Origin of the sequence: Pseudomonas sp. CFSAN084952, assembly GCF_009648855.1 — a bacterium.
In the GTDB taxonomy this organism is placed as follows: Bacteria; Pseudomonadota; Gammaproteobacteria; order Pseudomonadales; family Pseudomonadaceae; genus Aquipseudomonas; species Aquipseudomonas paracarnis.
Window position 1 is genome coordinate 4,878,487 of the sequence record NZ_CP045767.1, and the last position, 19,809, is coordinate 4,898,295.

Annotated in this window: 17 protein-coding genes and 1 pseudogene; 4 read left to right on the forward strand and 14 right to left on the reverse strand. The window is 61.0% G+C overall.

Annotated elements, in window-relative coordinates; genetic code table 11:
• Window positions 1-2: 2 nt before the first annotated feature.
• The 4 genes and pseudogenes from GH769_RS22285 to GH769_RS22300 all read right to left on the reverse strand — a co-directional run bounded on the left by GH769_RS22285 (window position 3) and on the right by GH769_RS22300 (window position 2,410).
• On the reverse strand, window positions 3-161 hold the full coding sequence (locus GH769_RS22285; protein WP_003194776.1) for a YqaE/Pmp3 family membrane protein: 159 nt from the start codon (window positions 159-161) through the stop codon (window positions 3-5).
• Window positions 162-254: 93 nt separating this feature from the next.
• Window positions 255-572, reverse strand: a complete 318-nt coding sequence (locus GH769_RS22290) for a DNA-binding transcriptional regulator (protein ID WP_014720197.1) — start codon at window positions 570-572, stop codon at window positions 255-257.
• Window positions 556-921 (reverse strand): annotated as a pseudogene (locus tag GH769_RS22295) (type II toxin-antitoxin system RelE/ParE family toxin). The gene GH769_RS22290 and the pseudogene GH769_RS22295 overlap by 17 nt, the downstream one beginning before the upstream one ends.
• Before the next feature lie 226 nt (window positions 922-1,147).
• The gene (locus GH769_RS22300) at window positions 1,148-2,410 is read right to left on the reverse strand and encodes an aspartate aminotransferase family protein (protein WP_032902323.1); all 1,263 of its coding nucleotides are present in this window, start codon (window positions 2,408-2,410) and stop codon (window positions 1,148-1,150) included.
• A gap of 209 nt (window positions 2,411-2,619) precedes the next feature.
• Between GH769_RS22300 and GH769_RS22305 the strand changes: the two genes are divergently transcribed.
• Window positions 2,620-3,519, forward strand: coding sequence for a LysR family transcriptional regulator (locus tag GH769_RS22305; protein WP_032902322.1), 900 nt, complete (start codon window positions 2,620-2,622; stop codon window positions 3,517-3,519).
• Between the two features lie 226 nt (window positions 3,520-3,745).
• Here the strand turns inward: GH769_RS22305 and GH769_RS22310 are convergent, their stop codons facing one another.
• From GH769_RS22310 to bioB, 10 genes are all read right to left on the reverse strand, one after another.
• A complete protein-coding gene (locus tag GH769_RS22310; RefSeq protein WP_153649894.1) occupies window positions 3,746-5,524 on the reverse strand; it encodes an acyl-CoA dehydrogenase C-terminal domain-containing protein in 1,779 nt (592 codons plus the stop codon).
• 249 nt (window positions 5,525-5,773) lie between these two features.
• Window positions 5,774-7,543, reverse strand: a complete 1,770-nt coding sequence (locus GH769_RS22315; protein ID WP_032902321.1) for an acyl-CoA dehydrogenase C-terminal domain-containing protein — start codon at window positions 7,541-7,543, stop codon at window positions 5,774-5,776.
• 90 nt (window positions 7,544-7,633) lie between these two features.
• Window positions 7,634-8,923 (reverse strand): diguanylate cyclase, encoded by a 1,290-nt coding sequence (locus GH769_RS22320; RefSeq protein WP_014720203.1) that lies wholly within the window; start codon window positions 8,921-8,923, stop codon window positions 7,634-7,636.
• 220 nt (window positions 8,924-9,143) lie between these two features.
• Complete coding sequence (locus tag GH769_RS22325; RefSeq protein ID WP_014720204.1) at window positions 9,144-10,949, reverse strand: phenylacyl-CoA dehydrogenase; 1,806 nt, start codon at window positions 10,947-10,949, stop codon at window positions 9,144-9,146.
• 322 nt (window positions 10,950-11,271) lie between these two features.
• Entirely contained in the window at window positions 11,272-11,553 is a 282-nt protein-coding gene (locus tag GH769_RS22330; RefSeq protein ID WP_020302162.1) for a hypothetical protein, read from the reverse strand.
• Window positions 11,554-11,659: 106 nt separating this feature from the next.
• On the reverse strand, window positions 11,660-12,340 hold the full coding sequence (bioD, locus tag GH769_RS22335) for a dethiobiotin synthase (RefSeq protein WP_014720205.1): 681 nt from the start codon (window positions 12,338-12,340) through the stop codon (window positions 11,660-11,662).
• On the reverse strand, window positions 12,337-13,149 hold the full coding sequence (bioC, locus tag GH769_RS22340) for a malonyl-ACP O-methyltransferase BioC (RefSeq protein ID WP_032902320.1): 813 nt from the start codon (window positions 13,147-13,149) through the stop codon (window positions 12,337-12,339). Before bioC ends, bioD begins: the two co-directional genes overlap by 4 nt.
• Window positions 13,142-13,873, reverse strand: coding sequence for an alpha/beta fold hydrolase (locus GH769_RS22345; protein ID WP_032902319.1), 732 nt, complete (start codon window positions 13,871-13,873; stop codon window positions 13,142-13,144). Before GH769_RS22345 ends, bioC begins: the two co-directional genes overlap by 8 nt.
• Window positions 13,866-15,047 (reverse strand): 8-amino-7-oxononanoate synthase, encoded by a 1,182-nt coding sequence (gene bioF, locus GH769_RS22350; protein ID WP_014720208.1) that lies wholly within the window; start codon window positions 15,045-15,047, stop codon window positions 13,866-13,868. Before bioF ends, GH769_RS22345 begins: the two co-directional genes overlap by 8 nt.
• Before the next feature lie 65 nt (window positions 15,048-15,112).
• Window positions 15,113-16,168 carry a biotin synthase BioB gene (gene bioB, locus GH769_RS22355; RefSeq protein ID WP_014720209.1) on the reverse strand — a complete coding sequence of 352 codons (1,056 nt, stop codon included), beginning with the start codon at window positions 16,166-16,168 and terminating at the stop codon, window positions 15,113-15,115.
• A 92-nt stretch (window positions 16,169-16,260) separates the two neighbouring features.
• Between bioB and GH769_RS22360 the strand changes: the two genes are divergently transcribed.
• The 3 genes from GH769_RS22360 to GH769_RS22370 all read left to right on the forward strand — a co-directional run bounded on the left by GH769_RS22360 (window position 16,261) and on the right by GH769_RS22370 (window position 19,799).
• Window positions 16,261-16,998: a ComF family protein gene (locus tag GH769_RS22360; protein ID WP_153649895.1), complete on the forward strand. Its 738-nt coding sequence runs from the start codon at window positions 16,261-16,263 to the stop codon at window positions 16,996-16,998.
• A gap of 58 nt (window positions 16,999-17,056) precedes the next feature.
• Window positions 17,057-17,821, forward strand: coding sequence for a TOBE domain-containing protein (locus GH769_RS22365; protein WP_032902318.1), 765 nt, complete (start codon window positions 17,057-17,059; stop codon window positions 17,819-17,821).
• 79 nt (window positions 17,822-17,900) lie between these two features.
• Window positions 17,901-19,799, forward strand: coding sequence for a PhoX family phosphatase (locus GH769_RS22370; protein WP_020302158.1), 1,899 nt, complete (start codon window positions 17,901-17,903; stop codon window positions 19,797-19,799).
• Window positions 19,800-19,809: the final 10 nt, after the last annotated feature.

A 19,809-nucleotide genomic window follows, 5' to 3' on the forward strand; every position in this document is an offset into this window, starting at 1 on the left:
CCTCAACGCTTGGCGATGATGTACACCGCGTGGATGATGCCCGGGAAGTAACCGCACAGGGTCAGCAGGATATTCAGCCAGAAGGCACCGCCGAAACCTACTTGTAGGAACACACCCAATGGCGGCAGCAGAATGGCGATGATGATACGAATGATGTCCATGGGTCAGCTCCAGAAAATCGGCTCGTGTGAGCCGTGTAGCTAATCGACCTTGGCGGTTCGTGAGGGTTCAGTGGATTCTGGCATTGGGCCATCTCAGGCCAGAATCTGCAGGCCATGCTTTTGCACGATGCTCAATAATTTGAGCGCCATGCCGCTAGGCCGTTTCTCTCCCGACTCCCATTTTTTGACGGTGGACGCGCTGGTGTTCAGGTAGCGGGCGAACACAGGTTGGCTGACATGGCTGCTTTCACGTAGTTGCTTGATCTGTTCGGCAGGTATTTGGTCTGGCATGGATAAGCACGCCTCATCATATTCTCGCAGAGTGGTTTTGCTGATGGCGCCGACAGCATGAAGTGCCTTGGCTGACTGGTGAATGGACTCAAACGCCTCGCTTTTATACTTCTTGGTCATGATGTATCTCCACAAACTCCTTGAGATCCAGCATTTGCTGAATCTGTGCTTCGTTTAACCTTTCATAAGTTTTGGCCAGTGATCGAAACCAAACAAGTTCGCTCTACGTAATGTTGCCTTGATCCTTCTTGGCGAACAGCAACTGATAAACCCAATAGTGCCTACCCTTGGCCAATATGATTGAACGATGTCGATTTTGGTTGAGGCGTTTTTTCCAGACACCACCGCCCAGATTATCTGCCTGCCCCCTCAGCATTTCGCCAAACGCCTCCCTCAACTCCGAATCGCAGATCCAGGCTTTGTTGGCCGCCTCGGCAAATCGCCGTGTTTTAAACAACCTGAGCTTCATGGAGGTCCCTTCACAAAAACATACCACCCAGTGGTATAGATTAAAAGTCGAGCACGCTGTGCCCCATCGGCGGTCCTTGCCGACGTCCGCTAAGAAACCACTGTTCCCAGGGAGGCTCAATCAACGTTTTCACACCAGAAATTACCCAGACAAAAAAAACGCCCCCAGCCAAAAGAATCAGGCTGGAGGCGCCGCGTATGCCGCGAGACGGTTCAGGAAACTGGGGTCAAACGGCGATGCCCTTGCGGCATTGCACTTGAGCGGTGCGCACCCGAGAAAAGGCGCGGGCAAGCCGCAGCAGCATTTCGTCGATGTGGGTTTTGCTGATATTCAGCGCAGGGGTAAAGCGCAGGCAGTCAGGTTGTGAGGAGGTGAGAATCAGGCCTTCGTGCAGCGCGGCCTTGACCACTGCTGCGGCGCAATCGTCCGACAGTGTCAGGCCCCAAAGCAGCCCGTTGCCGCGCAAGGGCCCATGGTCGTAACGGTAGGCAAGCCGGGCAAGGCCTTCTGCCAGGTACAAGCCAGATTCACGTAGGTGCTCGAGAAAGCCGTTCTCCAATAGAGCGTCGAGTACGGCGATACCCGCAGATGCCATCAGTGCATTGCCGTGATGTGTACCGTCCAGCTCGCCCGGTTCGAAGCAACAGGCATTACCACGCGCCACCAGCGCCGCCAAGGGCACACCGCCGCCCAAGCCTTTGCCCAGGGCAATGATGTCGGCGCGCACGCCGTATTGCTGTTCGGCGAGCAGGCTGCCGCAGCGGCCGATACCGGTTTGCACTTCGTCGAAGATCAGCAGGATCCCGAGCTCACGACACAGGCGTTCGACGCCTTTGAGGTAATGTTCTGTCGCAGGGACGACACCGCCGCCGCTTTGTATCGGCTCCAGCATGATGGCGACGGTCTGCGCATCGACCGCTGCATGCAGGGCCGGCAGATCGTTAAACGGCACCTGGCTGAAACCTGGCAGCTGCGGTTCGAACCGGTTTTCGCAGGCCATGGCCGACGCCGACATCGCCCCAAGGCTCCGGCCGTGGCAGCCATTGCTTACCGTGAGGATGTGGTAAGCGCCGCCACGATGCAGCTGGCCCCACTTGCGTGCCAACTTGATGGCCGCTTCACAGGCTTCGGCACCCGTGTTGAGCAAATAGGCCTGATCACTGCCGGTGTGGTGGCACAGACGGTCGACGAGGTCCAGTTGCGCGCGGTTGTGCAAACCCAGGCCAGGGTTGATCACGGTATGCATCTGTTCGGCAATGGCGTCGCGCACGGCCTGAGGACTGTGGCCCAGGCTGTTGGCGCCGCCGCCTTGACTGAAATCCAGATAGGCGCGGTCGTCAGCGTCCGAAAGCCAGGAGCCCTGCCCCTGCACAAACACCTGGGGCGGGCGCGCCACAGTGGGCATCAGGCACTGGCTGGAAACCTCTGCACGCGGGGCATGCACAAGCAGGTCATCCAGACTCGGCGCGAAGCGACGGAACAAGTTCACACTTCACCTCCGTTGGCAACCTGACCTTGGTCGATGCCGCCTGCCAATAAGGCCTTCAGATTTTTTGCGTTGCCTATGTAAACGCTATCAACAAAAACGCTGTTCATTGTCCGATCCGGCCCTGTAAGCCCTGCGAATAGGCGCTAGACTAGGCGCCTCGGGGGCCAGCGGCCATTTCGATTTTCCAGCTTTTTCGATAAGCAAACCTTATGGATTTCAAGCAACTGCGTTATTTCGTCGCGGTGTATGAGGAAGGCCATGTAGGCCGTGCCGCGGAGCGTCTGTCGATCTCCCAGCCAGCGTTGTCGCAACAGGTTCGCCAATTGGAACAGAACCTTGATGTAAGTCTGTTCGAACGTAGCAGCAAGCGTCTGCTGCCAACGCTGGCGGCGCACACTTTATACAACCACGCGTTGCCGCTCATTGATGGGATGCAGCAAGCCGTGGAGGCACTGCGCAACTTCAAGGGCCAGGCCATGCGCACCCTGGCCATCGGCGTGCTGCAAACCGTGCACACCAGCCTGGTACCGCAGATGCTTGAGCGCGTGCGCAAGGCCCAGCCCCATCTGGTGGTGCAGATCTACGAGCTGACCGGGCTTGAGATTGAGCGGCGGTTGCTCAATGGCTCACTCGATATCGGCATCAGCTATCTGCCACCCCGTCAGCCGGGCCTGCACGGCGTGTTGCTGTATGAAGACGAGCTGAAGGTGGTGATACCCGAAGATCATCCGTTGCGCGAGTTCAAGAAAGTCTCGCTCAAACAAGCCGCCGAATTACCGATGTTGCTGCTGGGGGAAGAGTTTCAGGTTCGGCAGATCTGGCAAGGCCAACTGTCCAACCTCGGGCGGCGTCCGCAAGTGCAGGCGGAACTCAATACCATGGTGGGCATTCTCGACAGCCTGCCTCACACCCGTTTGGCGACCGTGCTGCCTGGGCGGTCCCAGGATGAACACAACAGCAAGGCGCTGCTGTGGAAACCCTTGAGCGAGCCCAGGGTACCGCTGAAAGTAGGATTGGTATGCCGCGATGTGCAACGCCAGCAGGCGACGGTGGCGTTGCTGCGCACCCTGCTGGAAGACGTGATGAATGCCCCATCGGCAACCGCCTGACTTTTTCGCGGGCAAAAGAAAACCCCGCCGAAGCGGGGCTTTGCAGACTGTTTCCCTGACATCCATTTCACTCCGCCGTCCTGGCAGAATCCTACGTGTCCGTGTTGTTGCTTTGCGCTTCCTGCGCGACGTCCATGTGAAGTAGATTAGCCGTGGATCCAATGTGGCGATAGAGGACGATTAGCAGCACGTCATGTAAGAGAATGCTTACACGCCCTCCTCGCCCTTAAAACAGGGCTTCATCCATCAGGAACAGTGATTCGCTGCCGGCTTTTACCGATGCACTCAACGAGTGGATACGCGGCAACAGTCGGGCAAAGTAGAAACGCGCAGTTCCCAGTTTGCTGGCGTAGAAATCCTCTTCGCCTTCTTTGCCCCACGCCGCCTTGGCCATGCGCGCCCACATATAGGCATAGGCCATGTAGCCGAACGCATGCAGGTATTCCACCGAGGCCGCACCGATTTCATTGGCATTGCTCTTGGCGCGGTCCAGCACCCAGGCCGTCAACTCATCCAGGTTATCCACTGCCGCACTTAGCGGTTTGGTGAATTCGGCCAACTCAGGGCCCGATGCGGCGATGAACTGGCGGATCTCATCAGCGAACAAGGTATAGAACGCACCGCCGCTGCCAACGATCTTGCGGCCCATCAGATCCAGGGCCTGAATGCCGTTGGTGCCTTCGTAGATCTGAGTGATGCGCACGTCACGCACCAATTGCTCCTGGCCCCACTCGCGGATGTAACCGTGGCCACCAAACACCTGCTGGCCGAGTACGGTGGTTTCCAGGCCCAGGTCGGTGAGGAACGCCTTGGCAACTGGGGTCAGCAACGCTACCAGGTTATCGGCACGCTCGCGCGCCTGCGCGTCGTCGCTGAACTTGGCGATGTCCAACTGCGTCGCCACGTAAGTGGAGAACGCCCGGCCGCCTTCGTTCGCCGCCTTCATGGTCAGCAACATGCGACGGACATCCGGATGCACGATGATCGGGTCTGCCGGCTTGTCCTTGGCCTGCGCGCCTAGCGGGGAACGGCTCTGCAGACGGTCGCGGGCATATTCAATCGCGTTCTGATAGGACCGCTCACCAGAAGCCAAGCCCTGGATACCGACGCCCAGGCGCTCATAGTTCATCATGGTGAACATCGCCGCCAAGCCACGGTTGGGCTCACCGACCAGGTAACCCACGGCTTCGTCGAAGTTCATCACACAGGTAGCGGAGGCCTGGATGCCCATCTTGTGTTCAATGGAGCCGCAATTTACCGGGTTACGCGCGCCCAGGCTGCCATCGGCATTTACCAGGAACTTCGGCACCAGAAACAGCGAGATGCCCTTGGGCCCGGCCGGTGCGTCCGGCAGTTTGGCCAGCACCAGGTGGATGATATTTTCGGTGAGGTCGTGCTCGCCACCGGTGATGAAGATCTTGGTGCCGCTGACCTTGTAGGAGCCGTCCGCCTGAGGCTCGGCCTTGGTGCGGATCATCCCCAGGTCGGTACCGGCATGGGCTTCCGTCAGGCACATGGAACCGGCCCACTCACCGGAATACATCTTCGGCAGGTAGGTGGCCTTGAGTTCTTCACTGGCGTGGGTGTTGATCGATACACAGGCACCGGAGGTCAACATCGGGTACAGGCCGAAAGCCAGGCTCGACGAGTTGATCATCTCTTCAACCTGCGCCGACACCGCCTTGGGCATGCCCATGCCGCCGTAGGTCGGGTCGCCGCCCACGCCTACCCAGCCGCCTTCGGCGTAGGTGCTGTAGGCCTGGGGAAAACCGTCGGGAGTCGTCACGGCGCCGTCCGCCCAGTAGCAGCCTTGCTCATCGCCGCCGCGGCTGAGCGGGGCAATGGATTTGGCGGTGACCTTGCCCGCCTCTTCCAAAATCGCCTCGACGGTTTCGGCGTCAACGCTGTCTGCCAATGCCGGTAACTGGGCCCAAGTATCAGCGACCTCAAACACTTCGTTGAGGACGAAGCGCATATCACGCAACGGCGCTTTGTAATCAGCCATGGCAAACCTCGTGAGAACGTGAAAAGTAATTCGATAGGATCGGTTTTACAGACGTCGAGTGTACCCGAACAACTTTTCAGACACATAGGGTCAGTTCGTGACCTCTAAGTATTTATAAGTCACATAAACTCATTGTGGGAGCGGCCTTGGTCGCGAATGCGGCGTGCCAGAGTCGGTACATCTTTGACTGGATCAGCGCATTCGCGGGCAAGCCCGCTCCCACATTTTGCCCCGAGCAATCAGTGACCTCTACAGTGCGAAGGCCTGCGCTGGTAATTTCATCAGGCATTCGCTCCCTGCCTCTACCGCAGCACGGTGCATGGCCGTACGCGGCAACAAGCGCTTGAAATAAAAGTCGCAGGTCGCAAGCTTCGCCTGGGCAAACTCTTGGTCGTCGTGGCCGTGCGCCGCGATCGCCATACGCAACCACAGGTAGGCGAGGATGATGTAACCGCTGTACATCAGGTAATCCATGGCCGCCGCGCCCACTTCGTCAGGGTTTTTCATCGCTGCCGTGCCGACCTTCAGGGTCAGTTCGCCCCATTGCTGGTTCAGTTCATTGAGTTGCGCCACATGGGCCTTGAGTTGCGCATGCTCGGCATTGACCGCGCAGAACTTATGCACAATCTTGGTAAACCCACGCAGCAACTTGCCCTGGCTGCCCAGGACCTTGCGCCCAAGCAGGTCGAGGGCCTGGATGCCGTTGGTGCCTTCATAGATCGGCGCAATCCGTGCGTCACGGGCCAGTTGCTCCATGCCCCACTCTCGAATATAGCCATGGCCACCGAATACCTGCATGCCGTGGTTGGTCACCTCCAGGCCGGTTTCGGTCATGAAGGCTTTACAGATCGGCGTGAGGAAGGCTAACAGGTCCTCGGCTTCCTGGCGTTGGCCAGCGTCGCGGCCCAGGTGCGCGGTATCGAGCAGTTGCGCGGTGAAATAGGTCAACGCGCGGTTGCCCTCGTTGAATGCTTTCATGGTCAGCAGCATGCGGCGTACATCGGCGTGCACGATGATCGGGTCGGCAGCTTTCTCCGGAGCCTTGGCGCCGGTGAGCGAACGCATTTGCAGGCGGTCGTTGGCATATTTGATCGCGCCCTGGAAGCTCGCCTCGCCGTTGCACAGGCCCTGCATGCCGGTGCCCAGGCGTGCGTGGTTCATCATGGTGAACATGCAGTTGAGGCCCTTGTTCGCCTCGCCAATCAAATAGCCTTTGGCGCCATCGAAGTTCAACACGCAGGTGGCCGAGGCCTTGATGCCCATCTTGTGTTCGATGGAGCCGCAGTGCACCGCATTGCGCTCGCCGGAGTCGGCATGGAACTTGGGCACGATAAACAACGAAATGCCCTTGGTGCCCGCCGGCGCATCCGGCAGTTTGGCCAGCACCAGGTGGATGATATTGGCGCTCATGTCGTGCTCGCCGGCCGAGATGAAGATCTTGCTGCCGGTGACCGCGTAACTGCCGTCTGCCTGCGGTACGGCGCGGGTCTTGATCAAGCCCAGGTCGGTGCCGCAGTGGGCTTCGGTCAGGCACATGGTACCGGTCCATTCGCCGGCGGTGAGTTTGCTCAGGTAAGTGGCTTTCTGTTCGTCGGTGCCGTGGGCGTGGATGGCGGACATGGCACCGTGGGTCAGGCCAGGGTACATGCCCCAGGAGGTGTTGCTGGAACCGATCATCTCGCTCAGCACCAGGCCCAGGGAATGGGGCAGGCCCTGGCCACCGTAGGCTGGGTCTGCCGCCACGCCGTGCCAGCCGCCTTCCACATACTGGGCAAAGGCTTGCTTGAAGCCTTTGGGCGTGGTCACCACGCCATTATCGAAATGGCAGCCCTCTTCATCGCCGCTGCGATTGAGCGGCGCGAGTACGTTTTCGCAGAATTTGGCGCCTTCTTCGAGGATCGCACTGACCATGTCCGGGCTGGCATCCGTGGCGCCCAGGGCCGCGTAGTGGCCGTGGAAATCGAACACGTTGTCGATCAGAAAGCGCATGTCGCGCAGGGGAGCTTTGTACTCAGGCATGGCAATGTCTCCGGCAGCAGATAGGGTTAACCTACTGCCGGCCATGGCCGTGGACAATCACTGTAGCGCTGCTGAATACAGCGCCATTACTCAACCGGCAGCGCTCTCCATGCGCACCGCGCCACGGCGGGTTTGCCCGGCTGCGACCACACAGTTACGCCCCGCGCCCTTGGCGGTGTAAAGCGCCTGGTCGGCGGATTTGAGTACCTCGTCGGGGCTGCGTTGCTCGGCCTGGCGCTCGGCCACGCCGATGCTTACCGTCACCGACACGCTGGACGCGCCGCTGCCCGCACGGCGCTGGCGGCCTTGATGATCGTCCTGGGGGCGGTCCGGGTTGCGCAACTTGATGTCGTAGCTGGCGATGATCTCGCGGATCTCCTCCAGGTGCGGCATGCACTCATCCAGGGTCTTGCCGGCAAACACCACGGCAAACTCTTCACCGCCGTAACGGTAGGCCCGCCCGCCTCCATTGACCTTGGACAACTTGCTCGCCACCAGGCGCAGCACCTGGTCGCCCACGTCGTGGCCGTGGGTGTCATTGAAACGCTTGAAGTGATCGACGTCGCTCATCGCCAGCACATAGTTGCGACCTAGCCGCTGCATGCGCTCGTTGAGGGCACGGCGCCCCGGCAAGCCGGTGAGTTCATCACGGAACGCCATTTGATACGCCTCGTGCGCCACGCCCGCAGCGATCATCAGCATCACTTGGCTGCACATGATGTTGAGGGTGAACGGCAGGATGAAAGTTTGCGGCAACATCCAGAACATGCCCAGCAGCCCCACCAGTTGTGCGGCGTGCAGCGGGCGCGGCTGGTACCAGTATTGAGCGGCCAGGGTGAGAAAGCCGATCAGGAACATTGGGTACGAGAGTTGGATCAGGCTCATCCAGGCGCCATGCAGCATCGGCCAGCGAATCTCCGCTAGCCAGCCCAGCAAGGCTTGGGGGAAGCTTTGTTCCAGGGCCAGAGCCACACTGCCCACCGCCAGCAGCACCGCGCAGCGGGCGACGAAGTCACGAAACAGATGGGTTTTTTCCTGCCACAGCGCATAAATGCTGAACAGCAAGGGCAACAGCAGGCAACACAGGTGGAACACCACCGCAGCGTCTTCACGCACGCGACCATTGTCCCGGTAGAAGTCGGTCTGGGTGTCCAGCAGGAAATAGGCGACGTACACCGTGACCATCAGGAACAGTTCACGTTGGCGTCGATACACCGCGCAGTAAGCGCCACCGAGCAGCAGAACCAGGGTGGGCAGCACGTTAAACAGCGAGGTGAAGAAGACGCTGAGGTCCTTGACGTACGCAGCCGAGAGCCCGGCCAGCAACAGCAGCAGCGACGGTAGGAAATGGCTGAAACGTACAGCGGACACGCGTGACAAGGGTAAAGCTCCGACCCGCAAACAAATAATGGCACTGTGTTTCTAGGCGGTCAGTTAAGCACAACCGACCGGGCATGTATCACATTGCCATCACTGTAACGGCAGCTCATCGAAATCCCTGAGTGCATTGCTGTGGTTTTTTAGACTCGCGCCTACACACGTACAAAAAAACCGCCGCGTCCCGAAGGAGGCGGCGGTTTTCAGAAGAACCCGGTAAGGCTTAGTAAGCCAGGCCGAAGTCTTCTTCTTTCATGTCCATCAGGTTGTTGGCGCCCGACAGCATGGTTGCCACGTGGGTGCGGGTACGCGGCAGGATGCGCTGGAAGTAGAAGCGCGCAGTCTGCAACTTGGCGGTGTAGAACGCCTCTTCGCTGGTGCCAGCGGCCAGTTTCTCGGCGGCCAGGCGTGCCATGTCGGCCCAGAAGTACGCCAGGCACGCGTAGCCGGAGTACATCAGGTAGTCCACCGAAGCAGCACCGACTTCTTCACGGTCTTTCATCGCGGCCATGCCGACCTTCATGGTCAACTCGCCCCACTCTTTATTCAGTGCCGCCAGCGGTGCAACGAATTCTTTAACCGCGTCGTTACCTTCGTTGGCCTGGCAGAACTTGTGCACGATCTTGGTGAAACCCTTGAGCGCTTCGCCTTGGGTCATCAGCACTTTACGGCCGAGCAAGTCCAGCGCCTGGATACCGGTGGTGCCCTCGTACAGCATCGAAATGCGGCTGTCGCGAACGTTCTGCTCCATGCCCCACTCAGCGATAAAGCCGTGGCCACCGTAGATCTGCACGCCATGGTTGGCCGATTCAAAACCGACTTCGGTCATGAACGCCTTGGCGATCGGAGTCATGAAGGCCAGCAGGGCATCCGCCTGTTTCTTGGCTTCGTCGTCGGTACCGTACTTGACGATGTCCACTTGCTTGGCAGTGAAGTACACCATCGCACGGTTACCTTCGGCGAAGGCCTTCATGGTCAGCAGCATGCGGCGTACGTCAGGGTGCACGATGATCGGGTCAGCGGCTTTATCTGGCGCTTTCGGGCCGGTCAGGGAGCGCATTTGCAGGCGATCACGCGCATATTTCAAGCCGCCCTGGAAGCCGATCTCGGCGTGAGCCAGGCCTTGCAGCGCGGTGCCCAGCCGAGCGGTGTTCATAAAGGTGAACATGCAGTTCAGGCCTTTGTTCGCCGGGCCGATCAGGAAACCGGTGGCCGCGTCGAAGTTCATCACGCAGGTGGCGTTGCCGTGGATGCCCATCTTGTGTTCCAGGGAGCCACAGGTGACCGCGTTGCGCTCGCCCACCGAGCCATCGGCGTTGGGCAGGAACTTGGGCACGATAAACAGCGAGATGCCTTTGGTGCCAGCCGGTGCATCCGGCAGGCGGGCCAGTACGATGTGGACGATGTTGTCGGCCATGTCGTGTTCACCGGCCGAGATGAAGATCTTGGTACCGGAGACTTTGTAGGAACCGTCAGCCTGAGGCTCGGCCTTGGTGCGCAGCATGCCCAGGTCGGTGCCGCAGTGTGGCTCGGTCAGGCACATGGTGCCGGTCCATTCGCCCGACACCAGCTTGGTCAGGTAAGCGTCTTGCTGCTCGGGAGTGCCGTGCTCGGAAATGGTATTCATCGCGCCATGGGACAGGCCAGGGTACATGCCCCACGACCAGTTGGCCTCGCCGACCATTTCACTCACAGCCAGGCCCAGGGATTCCGGCAGGCCTTGGCCACCGTGCTCCACGTCGTGGGCCAGGCTTGGCCAGCCGCCTTCGACGAATTGTTTGTAGGCCTCTTTGAAACCCGCAGGGGTCTTAACGCCTGACTCACTCCAGGTACACCCTTCGATGTCGCCCACGCGGTTCAACGGTGCCAGTACTTGCTCACAGAACTTGGCGCCTTCTTCGAGGATGGCGTCGACCATGTCCGGGGTAGCGTCCTGGCAAGCCGGCAGGCTCTGATAGTGCGCTTCATAACCGAGCAGTTCGTCACGAACGAAGCGAATATCACGCAAGGGGGCCTTGTAGTCAGGCATAGCGATAAACCTCTGCTGATGTAACTGGGATGAACAACCGCGTGGATTTGTTATGGCGGTCAAACAGGTGTTTGAAACATACGTTTACCACCCAGGGTTGTCAAGCGTCGGCCAGATGCCGTTTGTCTTGACGCAGGTCAGCCAGGCACGACAAGGCCTGCGGCGGGATGCCTCATGATTTAAAGAAAGCAGAATGTCGCGGAACGACTGTGGGAGCTGGCTTGCCTGCGATGCAGACGCCAGGGTGTATCAGGCAGTACGCGTTGATGCTCTCGCAGGCAAGCCAGCTCCCACAGAGAGGAGCGGGCAAGCGATAGAGAAGTTAAGCGTAGGTATCGATCAAGGTACCGAGCATTTCGTCCGAAGCCTTGGCGACTTTCGCCCCCAGCTCGACTTGAAACTTACCCTGGGCCATTTCCACCATGTTGCTCGCCGAGTTGGACGCTTGGGCGCGGTCATTGGCTTGCAGACGGTCGCTTTGCGCGGCCGAAGGCTGGGTGGTCGCGGCGCTGGCAATCTTGCCGGCCGCCTGGTCGACGCGGTTCTGCCCGGTCTGAATAGTGCTCAGGCCCGAATAAAACGCGCTGCTTCCAGAGATGTCCATGGCGTAAGCCTGCCTTTAGAGAATCGTGAAGCCCGATTGAACCAGACATCCTGGCAAAAGGCCCGTCAAAAACACTAATGGCATATTGCCTTAGCGATAGCCAAAATCAGTCAAGCAGGTCCAGCTCCAAGTACTCGGCCACCGCGGCAGCCCCGGCATGCTTGAGTTTAGGCACTCGCCCCAGGCAAGGCGCGGGCAGGCGCTCAGCCAGGGTGGCGAGGTTTTCTTCCAGACGAGAGGTCTTGGGGTCGATGATATTTGCCACCCAGCCCGCCAGCGGCAAGCCATCCCGTGCGATGGCTTCGGCGGTGAGCAACGCGTGGCTGATGCACCCAAGGCGCACGCCTACCACCAAGATCACCGGCAGCTTGAGCGCCATGGCCAGGTCCGACAGGTTGGCCTGGTCGGCCAAGGGCACGCGCCAACCGCCTGCCCCTTCGATCAAGGTGAAGTCCGCGCCCCGTGCCAGGATCTGCTGCATCGGCTTGAGCAGCGATTGCACCGTGAGCCCGACGCCCGCCTCGCGCGCTGCCAGATGCGGCGCGATAGCTGGCTCGAAGGCCACCGGGTTGACCTCGGCATAACTGAGCGGCACGGAACACTCGGCTAGCAACGCCAACGCATCGGCATTGCGCAGACCCTGGGCCGTCAGTTGGCAGCCCGACGCCACCGGCTTTCCGGCGGCCGTGCTTTTGCCGCAAAGCCTGGCCGCATGCAACAGGCCGGCGGCGATGGTGGTCTTGCCAACATCGGTGTCTGTACCGGTGATGAAGTAAGCGGCGCTCATAACGGTTTCTCCAGTACGGCATACACCACCTGGTACGTGGCGGGCAGGCCCTGGGCCTGGCGGAACTGCTCGTAGGCCTCTACCAGCGCGACAATCCGCGCACGGCCCGTCAACCCTCCCGGGCGGCCTGGGTTGAGGTTATGGGCGCCCAGTGCCTTGAGTTCATGGGTCAGGCTGCGCACATCCGGGTAATGCAACACATGGGGCTTTCGCTCCAGGCTGATCACGCGCAAACCACTGGCCGCACACAGTTGCTGATAAGCCTCGAAGGTGCGGAAGCGATTGACGTGGACCAGGCCATCCGCCGCCCGCCAACTCTCGCGCAACTCATCCAGGGTGCCTACGCACAGGCTGGCAAAGGCCAGCACGCCACCTGGTCGCAGCACGCGCCGGGCTTCGCTGAGCACCGCATCAAAATGGGCACACCACTGTACCGCGAGGCTGGAGAAGAGCAGCTCAACGCTGTCAGCTGCAAGCGGCAAGCGTTCTGCATCACCGGCTATAAAGTGCGCGGCGCCGCCCAGCGGACGCGCGTGGTTGAGCATGCCCTCGGCAATGTCCAACGCCACACCTTGGCTGCCGGGCAAACGCTTGCCCAATACGCGGCTGAAGTAACCCGTGCCACAGCCCATGTCCAGCCAACGCCGGGGCACCAGGCCGTGCGGCAAGCGGCTGAGCAGTTCATGCCCGACCGCACGCTGCAACTCGGCCACGCTGTCGTAACTGGCCGCCGCACGGGAGAACGAGGCTGCGACCTGGCGCTTGTCCGGCAAGCCCCCAGGCAAGGGCGGGTGGGATAGGTCAGTCATCGACACACTCATGCAAAAAAGCCTGGATAGCCCCGGCTACTCCGTGAGGGTCTTCCAGAAGAAACGCGTGACCGGCCTGTTCAATCAGGCCGATTTCTACATCGGGGAGCAAGGCCAGCAGATCACTGGCGGCTTCGGCAGGCACCAACCCGTCCAGGCCGGCAAACAGGTGCAACTGCGGCCCGCGAAAAGCCTGCAAGGCCGCCCGCGTATCCAGTTGGGCCAGCATCTCCAGGCCGGGCATCAAGACGCTGGGGGAGGTATTCGGCGCACCGCTGACCAACAACCGCGACAAGCCGCGCGGGTCTTCAGCACCCTTGGCGCACAACAGGCCAAAACGCTTGAGCGTGACCTGGGAGTCGGCGTGGCAGCCGGCCAGAAATGCATCGAAGGTTTCAGCAGGCATCCCATGGGGCCAGCCGTCATGGGCGACGAAACACGGGTTGCTCGCCAGGGTCAGCAAGCCGCAGCACCGCTCGCCACGGCGCGCCGCCAACTCGGACGCGAGCATGCCGCCCAGCGACCAGCCCCCGAGCCAGGCATTGTCCGGCAGCGTCGCATCGAGTTCATCGAGCCATTCACCGAGTTCGCTGGCTTGCAGCGCCGGCAAGGGTTCGATCTGTACCTGCAAATGCTCGTTCAGGCCGTGCAGCGCAGCGGCCAACGGCTCCAGCGGGGACACACCCAGGCCCCAGCCCGGTAGCAATATCAGTCGATTACGCATGGCCGGGCTCCGAGGCGTCTAACAAGCGAAAACACGCTTGCAACCCATCTAACAATAGCTGCACCTGCGCCTCGCTGTGGGCCGCCGTCAATGTCACCCGTAGACGGGCACTGCCGGCGGGCACGGTCGGTGGGCGAATGGCTGTCACCATCAAGCCACGCTCGCGCAGCATCTGCGACAGGCGCAGTGCCCGGGCGCTGTCGCCAATCAGGATCGGTTGGATCGGCGTAAAGCTGTCCATCAAGCCCAGGCCGATCTGCTCGGCGCCATGACGGAACTGGCGGATCAACGCGTTGAGGTGCTCGCGTCGCCAATGTTCGCTGCGCAGCAGTTCCAGGCTTTTGAGGGTGGCGCAGGCCAGTGCCGGTGGTTGGCTGGTGGTGTAGATATACGGGCGGGCGAATTGGATCAGGCTCTCGATCAAGTCCTCACTGCCGGCCACGAAGGCCCCGGCGGTGCCGAACGCTTTGCCCAAGGTGCCAACCAGCACGGGCACGTCGTCCTGGCTCAAGCCGAAATGCTCGACGATACCGCCGCCATTGGCGCCCAGCGGGCCGAAGCCATGGGCGTCATCCACCATCAGCCAGGCACCTTTGGCCCGGGTTTCACGGGCCAGCGCGGGCAGGTCGGCGAGGTCGCCATCCATGCTGAACACACCGTCGGTGACCACCAAGGTATTGCCGGTGGCTTTCTCCAGGCGCTTGGCCAGGCTGCCTGCGTCGTTATGCAGGTAGCGGTTGAAACGCGCACCGGACAGCAAACCAGCATCCAGCAAGGACGCGTGGTTAAGCCGGTCTTCCAATACCGTATCGCCCTGCCCCACCAGCGCCGTGACCGCGCCAAGGTTGGCCATGTAGCCGGTGGTGAACAGCAAGGCACGCGGGCGACCGGTCAAGTCAGCCAGAGCTTCTTCCAGCTCATGGTGCGGGGTGGCGTGGCCCACCACCAAATGCGAAGCGCCACCGCCCACGCCCCAGCGGGACGCACCGGCGCGCCAGGCTTCGATCACTTGCGGGTGATTGGCAAGGCCCAGGTAATCGTTATTGCAGAAGGCCAACAACGGTTGCCCGTCCACCACCACATGCGGGCCTTGGGGGCTCTGCAGCAAGGGGCGCTGGCGGTAAAGATGGTCGGCACGGCGAACAGCGAGGCGCGCGGCGAGATCGAAAGACATGCTGGCCTCGATTTAACAGGTTCAACTCAATCCACTGGAGGAGCTGGAATGCATTCCAAAGGTGGTTACACCACAGCGTTGTAGAACTGCTCGCTGCTCTTTTGCTCCACCAACGCCTGCTCGATCGCCGCCTGGTGCACTTCATCGGCATGCTCTTCACGGGCTTCGGGCAGGATGCCCAGGCGTGCGAAGAGTTGCATGTCCTTGTCAGCCTGGGGGTTAGCGGTGGTCAGCAGTTTGTCGCCGTAGAAGATCGAGTTGGCGCCGGCAAAAAACGCCAGGGCCTGCATCTGCTCGTTCATGGCTTCGCGGCCGGCCGACAGGCGCACGTGGGACTGCGGCATCAGGATGCGCGCCACCGCCAGCATACGGATGAAATCGAAGGGGTCGATGTCATCGGCGTTTTCCAACGGCGTGCCCGCTACCTTCACCAGCATGTTGATCGGCACCGACTCCGGATGCTCCGGCAGGTTGGCCAGTTGGATCAGCAAGTTGGCACGGTCGTCGAGGGACTCGCCCATGCCGAGGATACCGCCCGAGCAGATCTTCATCCCCGAATCACGCACATAGGCCAGGGTTTGCAGGCGCTCGCTGTAGGTGCGGGTGGTGATGATCGAGCCGTAGAACTCCGGCGAGGTGTCGAGGTTGTGGTTGTAGTAGTCCAGGCCGGCCTGGGCCAGGGCTTCGGTCTGGTCCTGGTCGAGGCGACCGAGGGTCATGCAGGTTTCCAGGCCCATGGCCTTCACGCCTTTGACCATTTCCAGCACGTAGGGCATGTCTTTGGCCGACGGATGTTTCCATGCCGCACCCATGCAGAAACGCGTCGAACCGATGGCCTTGGCACGAGCGGCCTCCTCGAGGACCTTCTGCACCTCCATCAACTTCTCTTTTTCCAGGCCAGTGTTGTAGTGGCCCGACTGCGGACAATATTTGCAATCTTCCGGGCAGGCGCCGGTCTTGATCGACAGCAGGGTCGAGACCTGCACGCGGTTGGCGTCGAAATGCGCGCGGTGCACGGTCTGCGCCTGGAACAACAGGTCGTTGAAGGGCTGCACGAACAGGGCTTTGACTTCAGCTAAAGACCAATCGTGACGCAGGGTGGCAGAGGTGCTGGCGCTCATGGGCGATTCCTTGATTATGCTTTGGCAAGCGCTGTGGGAACGGCAATATCCACAGGCACGACACGGATGCTCGGCATATTTAAGGAAGATTCATGCACTGTCAACCTGAGCACAAACACCAAGCTTACATCTGGTTAAAAAGCATACAGACCTGTTTGATTTGCGATGAGTGCACCGACTCGGCCGAGGACGTGTGCAACGCCTGCGAAACAGAATTGCCATGGCTGATGGAACAATGCGAGCGCTGCGCACTGCCCTTGCCCATGGATGGGTTGATCTGCGGCCAGTGCCAAAAACAGCCTCCGGCCTTTCACCAAGTGATCGCGCCATGGACCTATAGCTTTCCAGTGGACACCCTGATCAGCCGCTTCAAGCATCAGGCGCGTTGGCCGCTGGGGCATCTGTTGGCGCGCCTGCTGGGGCAGCATTTGCAGCATCGCTTCGATAACGCCGAACTGGAGCGCCCCGACTGCCTGCTGCCCGTGCCCATGGCGCGTAAACGCCTGCGCGAACGCGGCTTCAATCAAGCGTTGATGCTGGCCCGCTGGCTCAGTCACGCCCTTGACATTCCCTTTGATGAATACGCGCTATTACGCCCCCATGAAACCGTGGCGCAGCAAGACCTCGATGCCAAGACCCGCAAACGCAACCTGCTCAACGCCTTCGCACTGGCCCCCGGCATTCAGGTTGCCGGGCAACATCTGGCGCTGGTAGACGACGTCCTCACCACCGGCGCCACCGCCCACAGCCTGGCGCGCTTGTTGATAAACGCCGGCGCGCGCCAGGTGGACGTGTATTGCCTGGCCCGTACGCCCAAACCCGGCAGCTGACTTGACTCCCCTGCGCCAGCGCGGCAACGTCGGCGCATCTCACCCAAGCGTATCTGCCATGTCTGTGCCCAGCCCTCTCAGCCAACACATCATCCGCCGCCCCCAGCGTATTGCCTTGCTGGGGCATATCGCCGAGCAGGGCTCCATCACCCGTGCGGCCAAGAGTGCCGGGTTGAGTTACAAGGCCGCCTGGGACGCCATTGATGAGCTGAACAACCTGGCGCAAAAACCGCTGGTGCAACGCAGCGTCGGTGGCAAGGGCGGTGGCGGCGCCAAACTGACGCAGGAAGGGGAACGGGTCCTGCGCCTTTATCAGCGCCTGCAACTGCTTCAGGCCGAGATCCTTGGCTCGGACGAAGCGGCCAGCGACTTCAACCTGCTGGGCCGCTTGATGCTGCGCACCAGCGCGCGCAACCAATTGCACGGCCAGGTCAGTACCATAGAGAGCCATGGCCACAACGACATGATCCGCCTGCAATTGGCCGGCGGCCTGCACCTCGACGCACAGATCACCCACGACAGCACCCTGCGCCTGGAACTGCAGACCGGCGTGGAAGTAGTGGCCCTGATCAAGGCCGGGTGGCTTGAATTACTGGTGGACGGGCAAGCTGAAACACTTGGACACAATTGCCTGAGCGGGGTGATCGAGACCATTCTCGCCGCCGAAGACGGCCCCAGCGAGGTGCGTATTGCCCTGCCCAACGGCCAAGTGTTGTGCGCGCTGGCGCCGCCCGTCGCGCTCAAGGCCATTGATGCAGCGCAAGGCCAGCCGATCCGCGTGCAGTTTGCACCCAGCCATGTATTGCTTGGCACCCCGGTGTAACGAGCGCGCGTCTTCAAGCTGCAACAATTCGGTCACAAGCGCTGCTTAAGGTGTCTGCAAAAACCTTAAGGAGCCTGTGATGAGCCTATTAGAAGAAAACCAAGCCACCGACCTTGAACAGATGGTGGGCCTGACCCGCCGTCGCTTTATCGGCGCAGGCGCCCTGTGCGGCGCCGCGATGTTCCTCGGCGGCAACCTGCTGAGCCGCAGCGCCCTGGCCGTGAATGCCGCTACCGCCAGCCCGTTGCTGGGGTTCACCAGCATCGCCGCCGCCACCAGCGACACCATCACCCTGCCACCGGGCTACAGTGCTTCGGTGTTGATCAGTTGGGGCCAGCCCCTGCACAAGAACGCCCCGGCTTTCGACCCGTCCGGCCATGGCACCGCCAAGGCTCAGGAACAACAGTTCGGCGACAACAACGACGGCATGAGCCTGTTTCCATTCCCCGGTGACGACAACCGCGCGCTGATGGCGATCAACAACGAATACACCAACTATCGCTACCTCTACGCCCACGGCGGCGCGCCACAATCGGCCGAAGACGTGCGCAAGGCCCTGGCCAGCGAAGGCGTGTCGGTGATCGAAGTACGCCGCAAGGGCGACACCTGGCAATTCGTCCAGGATTCACGCTACAACCGGCGCATCCACGGCAATTCGCCGATCCGTTTGAGTGGCCCTGCCGCCGGCCATGACTGGCTGAAAACCACCGCCGACAAGAGCGGCAAAAAAGTCCTCGGCACGTTCCAGAACTGCGCCAACGGCAAGACGCCGTGGGGCACCTACCTGACCTGCGAAGAAAACTTCACCGACTGCTTCGGCAGCAGCAACCCGCAGCAAACCTTCGACGCAGGGCAGAAGCGCTACGGCGTGGTGGCCGCCAGCAAGGACATCAACTGGCATCAGCACGACCCGCGCTTTGATATGGCCAAGAACCCCAACGAACTCAATCGCCATGGTTGGGTGGTGGAAATCGACCCGTTCGATCCGCAATCCACCCCGGTAAAACGCACGGCCTTGGGCCGCTTCAAGCACGAGAACGCGGCCCTCGCCGAAACCCGTGACGGCCGCGCCGTGGTGTACATGGGCGACGATGAACGCGGTGAATTCATCTACAAGTTCATCAGCCGCGATCAGATCAACCACAACAACCCGAAGGCCAACAAAGACCTGCTCGACCACGGCACCTTGTACGTGGCGATCTTCGACGCGGGCGACGGCAACGCCGACCATCCCAAGGGCAAAGGCCAGTGGGTCGAACTCACCCATGGCAAAAACGGCATTGACGCCAGCAGCGGTTTCGCTAACCAGGCCGAGGTGCTGATTCATGCGCGCCTGGCCGCCAGCGTGGTGAAAGCCACACGCATGGACCGCCCGGAATGGATCGTGGTCAGCCCTACCGATGGCCAGGTCTATTGCACCCTGACCAACAACGCCAAGCGCGGCGAAGAGGGCCAGCCGGCGGGCGGCCCCAACCCACGGGAGAAAAACGTCTACGGCCAGATCCTGCGCTGGAAAGCCGACGCCGATAACCACGGTGCCACGGACTTCACCTGGGACCTGTTCGTGGTGGCCGGCAACCCCGGCGTGCATGCCGGTAACCCCAAGGGCGGCTCGTCCAACATCAACCCGCAAAACATGTTCAACAGCCCCGACGGCCTGGGCTTCGACAAAGCCGGGCGCCTGTGGATCCTGACCGATGGCGACTACAGCAACGCCGGCGACTTTGCGGGCATGGGCAATAACCAGATGCTGTGCGCCGACCCGAGCACGGGTGAAATCCGTCGCTTCATGGTGGGGCCGGTGGCGTGTGAAGTGACGGGGATCAGCTTTTCGCCGGACCAGAAAACCTTGTTCGTGGGCATTCAGCACCCAGGGGAAACCGGTGGTTCGACCTGGCCGGAACACCTGCCCAATGGCAAACCCCGGTCTTCGGTGATGGCGATTCGGCGGGATGATGGCGGGATCGTAGGCGCCTGATAGACCGCTA

Excerpts from the sequence above, each read along its gene's own strand:
- GH769_RS22365 (WP_032902318.1), top strand. The coding sequence starts at position 17,057 with ATGTCTGTGCCCAGCCCTCTCAGCCAACACATCATCCGCCGCCCCCAG.
- GH769_RS22330 (WP_020302162.1), bottom strand. The coding sequence starts at position 11,553 with ATGGACATCTCTGGAAGCAGCGCGTTTTATTCGGGCCTGAGCACTATT.
- GH769_RS22315 (WP_032902321.1), bottom strand. The coding sequence starts at position 7,543 with ATGCCTGAGTACAAAGCTCCCCTGCGCGACATGCGCTTTCTGATCGAC.
- bioC (WP_032902320.1), bottom strand. The coding sequence starts at position 13,149 with ATGACTGACCTATCCCACCCGCCCTTGCCTGGGGGCTTGCCGGACAAG.
- GH769_RS22370 (WP_020302158.1), top strand. The coding sequence starts at position 17,901 with ATGAGCCTATTAGAAGAAAACCAAGCCACCGACCTTGAACAGATGGTG.
- GH769_RS22305 (WP_032902322.1), top strand. The coding sequence starts at position 2,620 with ATGGATTTCAAGCAACTGCGTTATTTCGTCGCGGTGTATGAGGAAGGC.
- GH769_RS22325 (WP_014720204.1), bottom strand. The coding sequence starts at position 10,949 with ATGCCTGACTACAAGGCCCCCTTGCGTGATATTCGCTTCGTTCGTGAC.
- GH769_RS22360 (WP_153649895.1), top strand. The coding sequence starts at position 16,261 with ATGCACTGTCAACCTGAGCACAAACACCAAGCTTACATCTGGTTAAAA.
- GH769_RS22290 (WP_014720197.1), bottom strand. The coding sequence starts at position 572 with ATGACCAAGAAGTATAAAAGCGAGGCGTTTGAGTCCATTCACCAGTCA.
- bioB (WP_014720209.1), bottom strand. The coding sequence starts at position 16,168 with ATGAGCGCCAGCACCTCTGCCACCCTGCGTCACGATTGGTCTTTAGCT.
- GH769_RS22285 (WP_003194776.1), bottom strand. The coding sequence starts at position 161 with ATGGACATCATTCGTATCATCATCGCCATTCTGCTGCCGCCATTGGGT.
- GH769_RS22345 (WP_032902319.1), bottom strand. The coding sequence starts at position 13,873 with ATGCGTAATCGACTGATATTGCTACCGGGCTGGGGCCTGGGTGTGTCC.
- bioD (WP_014720205.1), bottom strand. The coding sequence starts at position 12,340 with ATGAGCGCCGCTTACTTCATCACCGGTACAGACACCGATGTTGGCAAG.
- GH769_RS22310 (WP_153649894.1), bottom strand. The coding sequence starts at position 5,524 with ATGGCTGATTACAAAGCGCCGTTGCGTGATATGCGCTTCGTCCTCAAC.
- bioF (WP_014720208.1), bottom strand. The coding sequence starts at position 15,047 with ATGTCTTTCGATCTCGCCGCGCGCCTCGCTGTTCGCCGTGCCGACCAT.